Origin of the sequence: Variovorax sp. VaC1 (assembly GCF_043658315.1) — a bacterium.
Classification (GTDB): domain Bacteria; phylum Pseudomonadota; class Gammaproteobacteria; order Burkholderiales; family Burkholderiaceae_C; genus Variovorax.
This window is the reverse complement of the sequence record NZ_JBIGLT010000007.1, coordinates 270,078-284,083: the sequence shown is the minus strand read 5'-3', so window position 1 is coordinate 284,083 and position 14,006 is coordinate 270,078. Positions and strand designations below refer to the sequence as shown.

Sequence of the window (14,006 nt, the reverse complement as noted above, 5' to 3'; positions counted from 1 at the left end):
GGGGAGGGCAGGGGTGGGGGCAAGCGGCGTTGCCAATGGGCACGCTCTGCCTGCCCCCATCCCAGCCTTCCCCCAGAGGGGGAAGGAGCAAGACGGAAGGAAAGAGGGGTCAGCGCTTGGCTTCCCGGCTGATGAAGATCGCGAGCAACACGATCCCGCCCTTGATGATCAATTGCAGGTACGGCGACACGCCGATCATGTTGAGACCGTTGTTCAGCACGCCAAGCAGTAGCGCGCCAACCAGCGTGCCGACGATGGCGCCGCGGCCGCCGGCGATGGACGTGCCGCCCATCACCACCGCCGCGATCGCATCCAGCTCGAAGCCCACGCCCACGCCAGGCTGTCCGCTCGTGACGCGCGCCGCCTGCACGATGCCGGCGATGGCCGCGGTGAGGCCGCTCAGCGCATACACCAGCAGCTTGTAGCGCGACACGCGCACACCCGACAGCCGCGTGGCTTCCTCATTGCCTCCGATGGCATACACGTAACGGCCGAACGGCGCCATGTTCAGCAGCACATACGCCACGAGGTACGTCGCCAGCATGATGAGGATCGGCACCTTGATGCCCGCCAGCACGCCGCCGCCGAGAAAGGCGAACGAATCGGGCAGCCCGTCGATGGGGTAGCCGCCCGTGTAGATCAGCGCGATGCCGCGCGCAATGCCCATGGTGGCCAGCGTCACGATGATCGGCGGCATGCGCAGGTAGGCCACGCAGTAGCCGTTGAACAGGCCGATCACCACGCCGACGGCCAGCCCCAGCGGCACGGCAAGCATCGGCGGAAGGCCGAACTGCACCATCATTCCCGAGGCCAGCGTGCCCGACAGCGCAACCACCGCGCCCACTGAAAGATCGATGCCCCCGGTAAGGATCGCGGCCGTCATGCCGACCGCGATGATCGCGTTGATCGACGACTGCAGCGCGATGTTTTGCAGGTTGCCCCACGAGAGAAAGTTGTCGGTCGCGACGATCATGAAGACCGAGATCGCGACCAGCCCCACCAGCGGCAGGAAGGCTGTCGAGCGGCGCAGCTGGGTGAAGAACCCGCCGGCGGGCGCTGGTGGCGTGGGGTGAGTGGCGGTGGCATTCATTGCGGGCCCCCTGTCGTTGCGTGGCGCATGATGTCGCCGGAGTTGATGGAGTCGCCCTCGAGCGTGGCCACGATGGACCCGCCCGAGAACACGGCGACGCGGTCGCACATGCCGACGATCTCGGGCAGCTCGCTCGAGATCATCACGATGGCCTTGCCCTGTTGCGTCAGTTCGCGCATGAGGCCGTAGATCTCTGCCTTGGCGCCCACGTCGATGCCGCGCGTCGGCTCGTCGAAGATCAGCACCTCGCAGGCGTGGCCGAGCCAGCGCGCGATCACCACCTTCTGCTGGTTGCCACCCGAGAGCGTGGCCACGCGGGTCTCGATGTCGGGCGCCTTCACGCCCACGCGCTTCGCAAGCTCGCTGGCCGACTGCTTCTCCGACTTCTGGCTCACCAGCCCCGCATGACGGTGCTTGCCCAGGTTGTTCATCGAGATGTTGAAGCGGATCGTGAAGTCGGTGATGAGCCCCTCGACCTTGCGGCTCTCGGGCAGCAGGCCGATGCCGTTTTCCAGCGCCTGCGTCGGGTCGTTCAGGCGCACAGGCTTGCCGTTGCGCAGGACGGTCTTTCGATGCACGCGGTCGGCGCCCATCATCCCGAGCGCGAGTTCGGTGCGGCCCGAACCCACCAGCCCCGCGAAGCCGAGGATCTCGCCTTCGTGCAGGTCGAAGGCGTTGACCGGCCCGCCTTTGGCAAGCTGGATCTCCGGCACTTCGAGCACCTTGCGACCGCGCGGCGCGGGCTGCGGCTTGGGCGGAAAGTTGTGCTCGATGCGGCGGCCCACCATCATCTCGACCAGCGCATCCACGTTCGTTGCACCCACGTCCGCATGCCCTGCATTGGCCCCGTCGCGCAGCACGCTGATGCGGTCGCACACCTCGAAGATCTCGTCCAGGTGGTGCGAGATGAAGATCATCGCCACGCCCCTGGCACGCAGCTCGCGCATGATCTTGAACAGGTGCCCGGCCTCGTTCGGCGTGAGCGTGGCGGTCGGCTCGTCGAGCACCAGGAGCCGCGCCTTCAGCGACAGCGCCTTGCCGATTTCCACGAACTGCTGCTGCGCCACCGAGAGCCGGCAGATCGGAACGCCGAGGTCGATCTGCACGCCCAGCTCGTCGAAGAGCTGCTGGGCCGAGCGCTTCATCGCCGCCTTGTCCATCAGGCCGAAGCGGTTCTTCAGGTAGCGGCCCAGGAAGATGTTCTCGACTGCGTTCAGGTAAGGCACCAGGCTGAACTCCTGGAAGATGATGCCGATGCCCGCCGCGATCGCGTCGTTGTAGCCCGCGAACCTGCGCTCGCTGCCTTCGATGAAGATGCGGCCCTCGTCGGCCTGGTAGATGCCGCCGAGGATCTTCATCAGCGTCGACTTGCCCGCGCCGTTCTCGCCGAGCAGCGCATGCACCTCGCCCTTGCGGATCGAGAGCTCGATGCCCGCGAGCGCCTTCACGCCGGGGAAGCTCTTGGAGACGCCTTCGAGCCGCAGCATCTCGGCGTTGTCGTTCGTGGTCACGGGCTTGCCTGCCTGCTTGCTTGCTTGTTTGCCTGTCGCTTGTTCGCGCGGCTTACTTACCAGCTGAAGGTCTTGGCGCCTTCGGCGTCGATCAGCTTCACGTCGACCGGCACGGCGGCCGGCACGTTGGCGCCCCACTTCTTCGCCAGCGCAATGCCGATGGCCAGGCGGATCTGGTCGCGCGGGTACTGCGCGGTGGTCGCGATGAACTTGGAGCCCGGCTTCTGCATGGCCTTGATGGCCTCGGGCGCGCCATCGACGCTGGTGAGCTTCACGTCCTTGCCGCTGGCCTCGATGGCGGCGAGCGCGCCCATCGAGCCGCCGTCGTTCACGCTGAAGATGCCCTTCAGGTTGCCGTTGGCCTGCAGGATGTTCTCGGTCACGGTGAGCGCGGTGGCGCGCTCCTGCTTGCCGTTCTGCGTGCTCACGACCTTGATGCCGGGGTACTTGGCGAGCGCTTCGCGGCAGCCCTTCACGCGCTCCAGGATCGGCACGACCGGAATGCCGTCGAGGATCGCCACGTCGCCCTTCTCGCCGATGTTCTTGGCAAGGTACTCGCAGGCCAGGCGGCCCGCGTCGGTGTTCTTCGAGCCCACGAACGAATCGACCGGGCCCTGCGCATTCGCATCGACCGCCACCACGATCAGCCCCGCCTTCTTGGCCGAGCGCACGGCCGACTGCACGCCGGTGGAGTCGGTCGGGTTCAGCAGCAGGATGTCGACCTTCTTCTGGATCATGTCTTCCACGTCGCCGATCTGCTTGGCCACGTCGTGCCGCGCGTCGGTGGTGACCACGGTGGCGCCGATGCTGGCGGCGGCTTCTTCCAGCGCCTGCTTCATCGTCACGAAGTAGGGGTTGTTCAGTTCCTGGAAGGTCATGCCGATGCGCAGCGGCGGCTTCGGTGCCTGCGCCTGCGCGGCGGATGCAGCGCACAGCAGTGCGGCGGTGAGGGCGGTGGCTTTGAGGATGTTCTTCATGGTGGCTGTCTCCTTGGGTTTGTGACTGGCTGGCTGATGGACTGAGGGACTGACTGACGGTCGAAAAAACGCGGACAAAGGCTCGCCCCACGCGGCACCCGAAGGCGCCGCGCCGGTGACGACACGGGGAACACGGAAAGAGCCGGCTACGGCGGGCTGGCGGCACGCGAGGCCGCGGCCTGCATGCGATGGAAATTGCGGAACTTGGTCGGCGGCATGCGCTTGTGCAACAGGAACTGCCGGTTGAAGTTCGACACGTTGTTGAAGCCCACGTCCATGCAGACGTCGAGCACCGGCTTCTCGCTGCTGGTGAGCAGCTCGCAGGCGCGGCTGATGCGCAGCCGGTTCACATAGCGCACGAACGACTGGCCCGTGTGCTTGCGGAACGACCGCGAGAAAGCGCTCGGGCTCTGGCCCACCAGCTCGGCCAGCATCGGCTCGCGCAGGTCGTCGCCCAGGTTGGCCGCGATGTGCGCCAGCACGTTGTTGATCGCGTGCGACATGAAGGCCTTGGGGTCGGGCTTGAAGGCGGGGCTGGCGAGCCGCTGGCGGTCGCTGCTGTCGACCAGCAACTCGAGCAGCGACAGCAACAGGATCACGCGGCGCAACCCGCGCGCCTCGAGCAGCGACTCCATGATCGGCTTGGCGGCGACGGCGGTCTCGGCGGAAAAGAGCACGCCCGCGCCCGACTCGGCCAGCAGCGGCACGATGCGCTGGAACTCGGGGAAGGCGGCCGCCATGTGGTCGGGCAGCGTGGCCGGAAACTGGATCACGATGCCGCGTCGCTCGACGCTCTGGCCGGCGGGCACGTCGCTGATCCAGTTGTGCGGCAGGTCGGGGCCCATCAGCACGAGGTTGCCGGGCTCGAAGTGGCCGACGTGGTCGCCCACGAAGTACACGCCCTTGGTTTCCACGATCAGCTGGATTTCGTATTCGGGGTGGAAGTGCCAGCGCACCGTGCGATACGGATAGCCGTGCGCCCAGGCGGTGAACGACTCATCACCGCGGACTTCGACGATTTCCAGATCGGGTTGCATGGCGTTCTTCTTTCCTTGTCTCTTCGTTGACTTGTTTGTCGTGCATGGCGACGTGTGACAGCGTGGGGCGGACTGTACGAATCGCCCAGGACGTCAACAACCAGAGAAGGCGCTCCAGATTGATACTTTTTTGACCCAAGGGCAAGGCGCACAAGCTGTGCATTGCGTTGCAGCAAAGTGCTTTCTCCCCGGTGGGAGAAGGGCGCGCCGGGGCGATTGCTGCACTGCAAAAGGCGCGGCAAGTGCGGTGTCAAGAATTCATAGGTGTTTTCCCGCCCCGAGGCGGATGGCCGGCGGCACGGCACACTCTGGCGTCATGACGGAAACCGCTTCTTCCTCCTTCTCTTCCTCCTCTCCCACAGCCTCGGCCAAGGGCCCGCTGGCCGGCCTCAAGGTCGTCGAACTCGGGCAGCTCATTGCGGGGCCCTTCGCCGCACGCACGCTGGCCGACTTCGGCGCCGAGGTCGTCAAGATCGAGCCGCCCGGTGCGGGCGATCCGCTGCGCACCTGGCGGCTGCTGAAGGACGGCACGTCGGTCTGGTGGCAGGTGCAGTCGCGCAACAAGCGCTCGCTGGCGCTCGACCTGCGCGAGCCCGAGGCGCAGGCCATCGTGCGCCAGCTCGCGGCCGAGGCCGATGTGCTGATCGAGAACTTCCGCCCCGGTGCGATGGAAGGCTGGGGCCTGGGCCCCGATGCGCTGCTGGCCGCCAACCCCGCGCTCGTGATGCTGCGCATCAGCGGCTACGGCCAGACCGGCCCATATCGCGATCGCCCCGGCTTTGGCGTGGTGGCCGAGGCCATGGGCGGGCTGCGCCACCTCACGGGCGAGCCGGGTCGCGTGCCGGTGCGCGTGGGCGTGTCGATCGGCGACACCTTGGCGTCGCTACACGGCGTGATCGGCGTGCTGATGGCGATGCAGCACCGGCATGCGACGGTGAGTGCCGAGCATCCGAAGGGCGTGGGGCAGGTGATCGACGTGGCGCTCTATGAGGCGGTCTTCAACTGCATGGAAAGCCTGCTGCCCGAGTACGGCGAATTCGGCGCGGTGCGCGAGGCGGCCGGCAGCGCCTTGCCCGGCATCGCGCCGACCAATGCGTACCGCTGCGCGGACGGCGGCTATGCGCTCGTCGCGGGCAATGGCGACAGCATCTTTCGCAGGCTCATGGAATGCATCGGCCGGCCCGATCTCGCGGCCGATCCGGCGCTGTCGGGCAATGCCGGGCGGGTGGCGCAGGTCGGAATGCTCGACGCGGCCATCGGCGACTGGACCGCGCAGCGCACGGTGGACGAAGTGCTCGCTGTGCTCGATGCCGCGCATGTGCCGGCCGGGCGTATCTACACCATCGCCGACATCGCGGCCGATGCGCACTACGCTGCGCGCGGCATGCTGCAGCAGGTGGCCATGCCCGACGGCAGCGCGCTTTCTGTGCCCGGCTTCGTGCCCAAGCTGTCGCTCACGCCGGCCAGCCACCGGCACAACGCGCCGACGCTGGGCGCGGACACCGATGCGGTGTTGAAGGAAATCGGCTTGAGCGCCGAGCAGATCGCCGCGCTGCATGCGCGCGGGATCGTGGGTTAGCCAACCCGGAGCGTCAGGCTCGGAGCGATTCGATGAGGTCGATGTACTTCTGCTTGGCCTCGTCGGCGCTCGCACCCTTCTGGGCGGTCCAGGCGTCCCACTTGGCGCGCGCCACGATGTCGCTGAAGCTGGGCTTCTTGGCGGCGTTGTCGCCTTCGGTGGCCTGCTTGAACAGGCCGTAGATCTTGAGCAGGGTCGGGTTGTCGGGGCGCTCGGCGAGCAGCTTGGAGTTGGCCTGGGCGGCTTCGAACAGGGTGTTGAGATCGGACATGGCGGTCAAATTGGAATGCGGAAAACGCGCATCTTAAATGCCGCGGTACCCATGGGTACCAAAGTCAGTCGCGCAACCCCACGCGCGCCAGTTCCACGTCCAGCCGCTCCCGCGCATCCGCCGGCTTCAGCGCCGCGGCCTTCTCGAAAAGCCGCGTGGCTTCGCCCATGCGCGATTCGCCATGCAGCATCGCGAGCGCGCGGGCGTACTCCATCATTCCGGCGGCCGAATCGGGGTGCAGTTCGAGGCCGCGCTCGAACAGCTCGATCGATGTCTCGGCCCTCACGCCGTAGGTCATGCGCCCGACCAGCGCGCCCACCTTGTCGATCACCTCGGCATGGAAGGCCGCCAGCGCGAGGTGCGCGTCGGCGTGCCGGGGCTGCAGCGCGATCACGCGTTCCAGCGCGCCCTTGAGCTTGCTGCCCAGGCCCTGCGCCAGCGCGCGTGCCACGCTGATGCCCTGGCTGTAGCGGCCCAGCGCATAGGCCTGCCAGTACAGGGCGTGGCAGTTCTCGGGCTCGGCGGCAACCTGTGCGCCGGCGCGCTCGATCACCTGGCGGAACATCGACAGGCGCATGGCCTCGCGCGGCTCCAGGTAGTTGGCGTAGATGGCAGTGGCCTGGTTGGCGAGCACCAGGCCGTCGCCGCCATGCCGCAATCCGAGCGCGGCGGCGCGTTCGAACTCGCCGCTGTGGAACAGGGCCCAGCCTTCGGCGAGCGGCGAATCCTCGGCCGGCGGCGGCAGGCCGTTGCCGGCATGCAGGCGCTGCCAGTGCGGCAGCACGCTGCGGGCGTCGTAGCGCGGCGCATCGGCGTAGGGCAGGGGCGTCCAGGGTTCCGCGTTGGCGGCAACCGGACCGGCGGACATCAGCGAGAGCGGTTTGAAGTCTGGGTGAGGCATGGTCTAGACCGCCATATCGACAGTGGGGGCCGAGGCGCTGCCGCCTTGGGCAGCATCTTCTCCGTTGTAGGCGTTGCTCAGTGCCAGCAGATGCCGCCGCTGTTCGCGCCCGAGGTAGGGCGCCAGCAGGTGCAGCGTGTGGTGGCCGCCGCGCAGCAGTGCGCCCTGTGCATGCGCGGGCTCCAGCGCCTCGCGCGGGTTGCGCACGTACTCGTAGCTGAGCCAGTAGGTCAGCACCACGACCATGCTCTGCGCGAGCGTGTCGACCTCGTGCGCGTCGATCTCCAGGTGGCCGGCGCGGCTCAGGCCCGCAATCAGTTGGCGGATGGCGCGGGCCTTGTTCTTCAGCACCAGCTGGAACTGGGTCTCCAGGTGCCGGTTCTTGCTCAGCAGGTCGTTGAGGTCGCGATACAGAAAGCGGTAGCGCCAGATCAGCTCAAACAGGCTGTGCATGAAGAACCATGCGTCTTCCACGTCGTGCACGCCTTCGCTGGCGTGCAGCAGCTCGTTGAGCTCGGCCTCGTAGCCTTCGTAGAGCTTGTTGATCAGCTCTTCCTTGGCGGGGTAGTGGTAGTAGAGATTGCCCGGGCTGATGTTGAGCTCGCCCGCCACCAATGTGGTCGAGACGTTCGGTTCCCCGAAGCGGTTGAACAGGTCCAATGCGGCTTCGAGGATGCGTTGCGCTGTGCGGCGTGGCGCCTTCTTTGCCATGTCGGTGCCCCCGTGTGTCTCGTAGTCTCTTGGGGACACTCTAGCGTATGTGCACCGCACCATGGACGGTGCGGGCCATGTTTTGCGGCGCTGATTTTTTGTGCAGTGCCGCAATATCGGCAGGCTCAGCCGGCGTTGCCGCTCTTGTTGCGGCGCACGGTTTTCTTGGCTGGGGCGACGGGCGCCTTGCGTGCCGCGGTCTTGCGCGCGGCGCGTGCCGTCTTGGCGGGCGTGGCAGTTTCGCTAGCGGCGCCACCGCGGTGCTTCAGTTGTGCTTCGAGGGTGTCGATGCGGGCCTGCAGCGCGGCCACGTCGGCGGCCGAGGGCACGCCGAGTTTTTCGAGTGCGCGCGCCACGCGCTCCTCGAAGATGTTCTCCAGCTTGCCCCACTGGCCGGCAGCCTTGGTGCCGAACTCGCTGGCAAAGCCCGCCATGCGTTGCTGGGCCTGCGCCAGGGTTTCTTCGGCGGCCTGCTGGGTCTTCTTCTGCATGCCGGCGCCGTCCTTGACCAGCGCCTCGAAGGCCTTGCTGCCTTCTTGCTGCATCTTGGCGAAGGCGCCGAGGCCGGCCAGCCAGATCTGCTGGGCGGAATCCTTGATGCGGTCGGAGGCTTTGTTGTTGTTGCTGTCGTCGTCGGCGGTGGCCATGCGGATGTTCCTTGAAAGAGGCGTCGAATCGCAGGACTCTAGCCGCCCGCGGCCCCTGCCGTTAGAGCTTTCCGCCTAGCCGGAAAAGGTCAGGGCGTGGCGCCGGCCGCGCGGCTGGCATCGAGGTGCGTCTTGGCGCGCTCGGCCAGGGCCATTTCGCCGGGCGTGCCGGGCACGAAGCTCTCGACCGGCAGCGGCCGTCCGTGCGAGTCGACCGAGACGAACACGATCAGGCATTCGGTGGTCTTTTCCATCGCGCCGCCCTTCATGTCGCCGCTGCGCACCTCGACCGAGATGTTCATGCTGGTCTTGCCCGTGTAGGCCAGGCGGGCTTCGACCTCAACGAGGTCGCCGATCATGATCGGCCGGTGAAAGCGGATGCTGCCGATGAACGCGGTGACGCAGTAGCGCTTGGCCCAGCTGGTCGCGCAGGCGTAGCCGGCTTCGTCGATCCACTTCATGACCGTGCCGCCGTGGACCTTGCCGCCGAAGTTGACGGTGCTGGGTTCGGCGAGGAATCGCAGGGTGATGGAAGACATGGCGCGCCTTTTTGTGTGGGCTGTAGGGTGGGGAGCCGCGATTATGCGAGTGGCTGCCGTCTGCTTCGGCGCCGCTCGTCTCCCGTGCATGCTCGCCTGTCTGCAAGGCTTGTGCCAAGGGGGCTTGTTCGGGGCGAGTGCGCATGACACCGGGTGGTCCCCTCCGCGAATGTCCCCCGCTTCGCTCCTCCTTTATTTCGCTGCGGGGACCACCCGGTGTCATGCGCACAAGGGCGCGCTGCTGGTGTACCGCTGATCAACAGCGGCTCCGAACAACGCTCACGCCGGCGGTGTGCTCCCCGCAGCGAAATAAAGGAGGAGGCCGCAGGCCGGGGGACATTCGCGGAGGGGAGTACACCGTCGGCGTGAGCGCACCCCGAACAGCAGCGCCCCAAAAATTCAGCCGTTGAACAACTGCGCCATCGTCCGCCGCAGCCACGCATTGCCAGGGTCCGCATGAAAGCGCTCGTGCCAGTGCTGCTTGACCGCGTAGTCCGCCAGCGTGAAGGGCGGCTCCAGCAGCTTCACCGGTTCCTGCGTGGCCAGTACCTTGCCCAGGATGCGCGGCACCACCACGATCAGCTCGGTGTGCGCCACGATGCGCGCCACGCTCAAAAAGCTCGACAGCCGTACCACCACGTCGCGCTTCAGCCCCAGCCGGGCGATGGTCGTGTCGACGATCGCGTGGCCCGTGCCCGACGTCGACACCACCGCGTGCGCTTCCGCCTCGAAGCGCTTGCGCGTGAGCCGGGCGCCGATGCGCGGATGGTTCTGCGCCGCCAGGCACACGAAGTTCTGCATGAACAGCGTCTGCTGGTAGAAGCCCGCGTCCAGCTGCGGCATGAAGCCCACGGCCAGGTCAACCTCGCCGTCCTGCAGCCGGCGGCCGCTGATCGTCGAGATGATTTCGGTCTCGATGTGCACACCCGGCGCCACATGCCGCAGATGGTCGAGCAGGCCCGGCAGCAGCACCACCTCGCTGATGTCGGTCATGCAGATGCGAAAGCGCCGCTGCGCCTGCGCCGGATCGAAGCTGCTGCGGTTGCCCTGGGCCTGCGCCAGTTGCGCCAACGCCTCGCGCAGGTTGGGGTAGATGCGCTCGGCATGCGGCGTGGGCTGCATGCCCTGCGCGGTGCGGGTGAACAGGCGGTCGTCGAAATGCGCGCGCAGCTTGTTGAGCGCCGTGCTCGCCGCCGCCTGCGCCATGCCCAGCCGCTCGGCCGCCTTCGAGACATTGCCGGTCTTGTAGACCTCGTCGAACACGGCGAGCCATTCGAGATCGAGCTTGGACATGAGGGGCTTTTCCGAATGCGAAAGACACCATTATCCGAATTTGCAATTCCGGGTATTGGCTATCGGCCTTGAGGAAATAGTGGTGCGGATCAACAATGCCGCCGCTGGCGTTCATCGCCGGCGCCCGGAGACAAAAAACCGCCATGAACCCCGCCCCGCAAAACAAAGCCCCCGCGCCAGCCCCGGCCAACGCCGCCGAGCGCCGCGACTACTACGCGCGCATCCGCCCGCTGAACCTCTCGCCGCTGTGGGAGTCGCTGCACGCACTGGTGCCGCGCGAACCGCAGACGCCCTGCGTGCCCGCCCTGTGGCGCTACGACGAGATCCGCCCGCTGCTGATGGCATCGGCCGATCTCATCACCGCCGAGGAGGCCGTACGCCGCGTGCTGGTGCTCGAAAACCCGGCGCTGCCCGGCAACGCGTCGATCACGCAGTCGATCTACGCGGGCCTGCAGCTCATCATGCCGGGCGAGGTCGCGCCTTCGCACCGCCATGTGCAGTCGGCGCTGCGCTTCATCGTCGATGGCAAGGGCGCCTACACCACGGTGGGCGGCGAGCGCACCACCATGCACCCCGGCGACTTCATCATCACGCCCTCGTGGGCCTGGCACGACCACGGCAACGAAGGCATCGGCGGCGTGACCGAGCCGGTGGTGTGGCTCGACGGGCTCGACATTCCGATGCTGCGTTTCTTCGACGCGGGCTTCGCCGAGAACGACGATGCCAAGGTGCAGCACGTGTCGCGGCCCGAAGGCCACAGCCTGGCGCGCTTCGGCCACAACATGGTGCCGGTGCGGCACGACCATGTGTCGGCCACCTCGCCGATCTTCAACTACCCCTATGCGCGCAGCCGCGACGCATTGGCCCAGCTGCAGAAGCAGGAAGCGCCCGATGCGTGGCTGGGTCACAAGCTGCGCTACATCAACCCGCTGACGGGCGGCTCGCCGATGCCGACCATCTCGACCAACCTGCAGCTGTTGCCCAAGGGCTTCGCGGGCAAGACCCATCGCGCGACCGATGGCACGGTGTACAGCGTGGTCGAAGGCCACGGCACCGCCGAGATCGCCGGCCAGCGCTTCGAGTTCGGCCCGCGCGACACCTTCGTCGTGCCGTCGTGGGCACCGCTGCGGCTGTTGTCACCAGCCGAAGACACGGTGCTCTTCAGCTTCTCCGACCGTCCCGTGCAGCAGGCCATGGGCATCCTGCGCGAAGCCTTCCTCGAAGACGCCTGAACACAGGCCCATCTCCTTTCTTTTTCACTTGTTCGACCGTGTGCCGCCACGTGCGGCAGGAGCCCCCATGTCCTTCGTTTTCACGCCCCCTTCCATCGTCGGCCTGCCCATCGCCGATTCCGACAAGCTGTTCCCCGTGCGCCGCGTCTACTGCGTCGGCCGCAACTACGCGGCGCATGCGCGCGAGATGGGGTTCGACCCCGACCGCGAGCCGCCTTTCTTTTTCTGCAAGCCCAATGACGACGCATCGGTGGTGCCCGTGGCCGAAGGCCAGACCGGCGCCATTCCGTATCCGCCGCTCACCAGCAACTACCACTACGAAGCCGAGCTGGTCGTCGCCATCGGCAAGGGCGGCAAGGACATCCCGGTCGATCAGGCCGCCAGCCACATCCACAGCTACGCCGTGGGCCTGGACATGACGCGCCGCGACCTGCAGATGAAGATGCGCGAGCAGGGCCGCCCCTGGGAAATCGGCAAGGCCTTCGACTTCTCGGCGCCCATCGCACCGCTGCGCACGCTGGCCGACGTGGGCGAGATCAACGGCGGCGCCATCACGCTCGAAGTCGACGGGCAGGTGCGCCAGAACAGCGACATCACCCACCTGATCTGGTCGGTGAACGAAGTCATCGCCAATCTCTCGACGCTCTTCACGCTGCAGCCCGGCGACCTGATCTTCACCGGCACGCCCGAAGGCGTGGGCGCGGTGAAGCCGGGCCAGACGATCAAGGTGAGCATCGAGCGGCTGCCTTCGCTCACCGTTCGCATCGACTGACACGACACGACAGCGCCCGGGAACACAACGACAAGGAGACATCCACGTGCCAGCCGTCCCATCCACCATCGACGTCGCCAGCTTCATCGATCAGCGCAGGGTGTCGCCCTACCAGATCATGATCGTGGTCCTGTGCTTTCTGATCGTCGCCATCGACGGCTTCGACACGGCCGCGATCGGCTTCATCGCGCCGGCCATCCGGGCGCAGTGGCAGCTTGCGCCGGCCCAGCTCGCGCCGGTCTTCGGCGCCGGGCTGTTCGGGCTCATGGTGGGCGCGCTGACCATCGGGCCCTTTGCCGACCGCTTCGGCCGCCGGACGGTGCTGCTGCTCAGCGTCTTCTTCTTCGGCCTCATGAGCCTGGTGTCGGCCTGGTCGACATCGCTCGACATGCTGATCGTGCTGCGCTTTCTCACGGGCCTGGGGCTCGGGGGCGCCATGCCCAATGCGATCACGCTGACGGCCGAGTACTGCCCCGAGAAGCGGCGCTCGCTGCTGGTCATGACGATGTTCTGCGGCTTCACCGTCGGCTCGGCGCTGGGCGGCCTGGCATCCGCCGGACTGGTCGAAGCCTACGGATGGCATTCGGTGCTGGTCGTGGGAGGTGTGCTGCCGCTGTTGCTGCTGCCGGTGCTGTGGGTGTTGCTGCCCGAGTCGGCCCGTTACCTCGTCACCACCGGCAAGCGCCTCGATGAAGTCACGCGGACGCTGCGGCGCATCGCGCCCCACACCGACCTGCAAGGCGCCACCTACAGGCTGCCGCCGCGCCCGCCCGCTGGCTCGCCGGTGTCGCACCTCTTCAGGCCCGACCTGTTGCGCGGCACCTTGCTGATGTGGCTGGCCTTCTTCATGAGCATGCTCATCATCTATCTGCTGTCGAGCTGGTTGCCGACGCTGCTCAAGACCACCGGCGTCAGCCTCAAGACCGCGGCGCTGATCACCATGATGTTCCAGGTGGGCGGCACCCTGGGCGCGATCGCCCTGGGGTGGCTGATGGACCGGGCCAACCCGCACTACGTGCTGGCCGTGGCCTATGGGCTCGCCGCGCTTTTCATCGCCGCCATCGGCAGCTTCACCGCAACGCCGTGGCTGGTGGGAACGGTGGTGTTCCTGGCCGGCTTCTGCGTGTCCGGTGGGCAGGTCGGTGCCAACGCGCTGTCGGCGGCCTTCTATCCCACCGATTGCCGCGCGACCGGCGTGAGCTGGGCCAACGGCATCGGGCGCATCGGGTCGGTGGTCGGCTCGATGGGCGGCGGCGCGATGCTGGCCATGGGCCTCACGCTGCCCGCCCTGTTCGCGGTGGTCGGCATTCCGGCCATCGTCGCGGGGCTGACGCTGGCCATGCTGGGCGTTCATCGGGCGAGGACGCAGCGGCTTGCCTCCCATGTCGTGCGCGCCTAGAGGCGCCTGAACATCGAATGACCCGTTCCCCAGAGAAGAGATACGCA

At 67.1% G+C, this 14,006-nt stretch carries 14 protein-coding genes; 4 read left to right on the top strand and 10 right to left on the bottom strand.

Features of this window, described 5'->3' with window-relative positions; genetic code table 11:
- Positions 1 to 109: 109 nt before the first annotated feature.
- From ACGLHS_RS26820 to ACGLHS_RS26805, 4 genes are all read right to left on the bottom strand, one after another.
- Positions 110 to 1,090 carry an ABC transporter permease gene (locus tag ACGLHS_RS26820; RefSeq protein WP_093053717.1) on the bottom strand — a complete coding sequence of 327 codons (981 nt, stop codon included), beginning with the start codon at positions 1,088 to 1,090 and terminating at the stop codon, positions 110 to 112.
- Complete coding sequence (locus ACGLHS_RS26815) at positions 1,087 to 2,664, bottom strand: sugar ABC transporter ATP-binding protein (RefSeq protein WP_394485115.1); 1,578 nt, start codon at positions 2,662 to 2,664, stop codon at positions 1,087 to 1,089. Before ACGLHS_RS26815 ends, ACGLHS_RS26820 begins: the two co-directional genes overlap by 4 nt.
- Positions 2,658 to 3,578, bottom strand: a complete 921-nt coding sequence (locus ACGLHS_RS26810) for an ABC transporter substrate-binding protein (RefSeq protein WP_394484746.1) — start codon at positions 3,576 to 3,578, stop codon at positions 2,658 to 2,660. The genes ACGLHS_RS26815 and ACGLHS_RS26810 overlap by 7 nt, the downstream gene beginning before the upstream one ends.
- 146 nt (positions 3,579 to 3,724) lie before the next feature.
- Complete coding sequence (locus ACGLHS_RS26805; protein WP_093246422.1) at positions 3,725 to 4,615, bottom strand: AraC family transcriptional regulator; 891 nt, start codon at positions 4,613 to 4,615, stop codon at positions 3,725 to 3,727.
- Between the two features lie 316 nt (positions 4,616 to 4,931).
- On the opposite strand from ACGLHS_RS26805, the gene ACGLHS_RS26800 reads away from it, so the two are divergent.
- A complete protein-coding gene (locus tag ACGLHS_RS26800) occupies positions 4,932 to 6,194 on the top strand; it encodes a CaiB/BaiF CoA transferase family protein (protein WP_394484744.1) in 1,263 nt (420 codons plus the stop codon).
- A 13-nt stretch (positions 6,195 to 6,207) separates the two neighbouring features.
- Here ACGLHS_RS26800 and ACGLHS_RS26795 read toward each other — a convergent pair whose 3' ends face one another.
- The 6 genes from ACGLHS_RS26795 to ACGLHS_RS26770 form a co-directional block, all read right to left on the bottom strand.
- A complete protein-coding gene (locus tag ACGLHS_RS26795) occupies positions 6,208 to 6,465 on the bottom strand; it encodes an acyl-CoA-binding protein (protein WP_394484742.1) in 258 nt (85 codons plus the stop codon).
- Between the two features lie 64 nt (positions 6,466 to 6,529).
- On the bottom strand, positions 6,530 to 7,366 hold the full coding sequence (locus ACGLHS_RS26790) for a hypothetical protein (RefSeq protein ID WP_394484740.1): 837 nt from the start codon (positions 7,364 to 7,366) through the stop codon (positions 6,530 to 6,532).
- A 3-nt stretch (positions 7,367 to 7,369) separates the two neighbouring features.
- The gene (locus ACGLHS_RS26785) at positions 7,370 to 8,077 is read right to left on the bottom strand and encodes a TetR/AcrR family transcriptional regulator (protein WP_093246419.1); all 708 of its coding nucleotides are present in this window, start codon (positions 8,075 to 8,077) and stop codon (positions 7,370 to 7,372) included.
- Between the two features lie 125 nt (positions 8,078 to 8,202).
- Positions 8,203 to 8,724 (bottom strand): phasin family protein, encoded by a 522-nt coding sequence (locus ACGLHS_RS26780; protein ID WP_394484737.1) that lies wholly within the window; start codon positions 8,722 to 8,724, stop codon positions 8,203 to 8,205.
- Positions 8,725 to 8,813: 89 nt separating this feature from the next.
- Positions 8,814 to 9,263 (bottom strand): acyl-CoA thioesterase, encoded by a 450-nt coding sequence (locus ACGLHS_RS26775; RefSeq protein ID WP_093246417.1) that lies wholly within the window; start codon positions 9,261 to 9,263, stop codon positions 8,814 to 8,816.
- Between the two features lie 399 nt (positions 9,264 to 9,662).
- Positions 9,663 to 10,556, bottom strand: a complete 894-nt coding sequence (locus ACGLHS_RS26770; RefSeq protein ID WP_093246416.1) for a LysR family transcriptional regulator — start codon at positions 10,554 to 10,556, stop codon at positions 9,663 to 9,665.
- 143 nt (positions 10,557 to 10,699) lie between these two features.
- Here ACGLHS_RS26770 and gtdA point away from each other — a divergent pair, with 143 nt between their 5' ends.
- The 3 genes from gtdA (at position 10,700) to ACGLHS_RS26755 (ending at position 13,959) form a co-directional block, all read left to right on the top strand.
- On the top strand, positions 10,700 to 11,788 hold the full coding sequence (gtdA, locus tag ACGLHS_RS26765) for a gentisate 1,2-dioxygenase (RefSeq protein WP_394484735.1): 1,089 nt from the start codon (positions 10,700 to 10,702) through the stop codon (positions 11,786 to 11,788).
- Between the two features lie 67 nt (positions 11,789 to 11,855).
- Entirely contained in the window at positions 11,856 to 12,560 is a 705-nt protein-coding gene (locus tag ACGLHS_RS26760) for a fumarylacetoacetate hydrolase family protein (protein ID WP_394484733.1), read from the top strand.
- 46 nt (positions 12,561 to 12,606) lie between these two features.
- Positions 12,607 to 13,959: an MFS transporter gene (locus ACGLHS_RS26755; RefSeq protein WP_394484730.1), complete on the top strand. Its 1,353-nt coding sequence runs from the start codon at positions 12,607 to 12,609 to the stop codon at positions 13,957 to 13,959.
- Positions 13,960 to 14,006: the final 47 nt, after the last annotated feature.

Excerpts from the sequence above, each read along its gene's own strand:
- ACGLHS_RS26810 (WP_394484746.1), bottom strand. The coding sequence starts at position 3,578 with ATGAAGAACATCCTCAAAGCCACCGCCCTCACCGCCGCACTGCTGTGC.
- ACGLHS_RS26795 (WP_394484742.1), bottom strand. The coding sequence starts at position 6,465 with ATGTCCGATCTCAACACCCTGTTCGAAGCCGCCCAGGCCAACTCCAAG.
- ACGLHS_RS26785 (WP_093246419.1), bottom strand. The coding sequence starts at position 8,077 with ATGGCAAAGAAGGCGCCACGCCGCACAGCGCAACGCATCCTCGAAGCC.
- ACGLHS_RS26820 (WP_093053717.1), bottom strand. The coding sequence starts at position 1,090 with ATGAATGCCACCGCCACTCACCCCACGCCACCAGCGCCCGCCGGCGGG.
- ACGLHS_RS26775 (WP_093246417.1), bottom strand. The coding sequence starts at position 9,263 with ATGTCTTCCATCACCCTGCGATTCCTCGCCGAACCCAGCACCGTCAAC.
- ACGLHS_RS26760 (WP_394484733.1), top strand. The coding sequence starts at position 11,856 with ATGTCCTTCGTTTTCACGCCCCCTTCCATCGTCGGCCTGCCCATCGCC.
- ACGLHS_RS26805 (WP_093246422.1), bottom strand. The coding sequence starts at position 4,615 with ATGCAACCCGATCTGGAAATCGTCGAAGTCCGCGGTGATGAGTCGTTC.
- ACGLHS_RS26790 (WP_394484740.1), bottom strand. The coding sequence starts at position 7,366 with ATGCCTCACCCAGACTTCAAACCGCTCTCGCTGATGTCCGCCGGTCCG.
- ACGLHS_RS26800 (WP_394484744.1), top strand. The coding sequence starts at position 4,932 with ATGACGGAAACCGCTTCTTCCTCCTTCTCTTCCTCCTCTCCCACAGCC.
- ACGLHS_RS26770 (WP_093246416.1), bottom strand. The coding sequence starts at position 10,556 with ATGTCCAAGCTCGATCTCGAATGGCTCGCCGTGTTCGACGAGGTCTAC.
- ACGLHS_RS26780 (WP_394484737.1), bottom strand. The coding sequence starts at position 8,724 with ATGGCCACCGCCGACGACGACAGCAACAACAACAAAGCCTCCGACCGC.
- gtdA (WP_394484735.1), top strand. The coding sequence starts at position 10,700 with ATGAACCCCGCCCCGCAAAACAAAGCCCCCGCGCCAGCCCCGGCCAAC.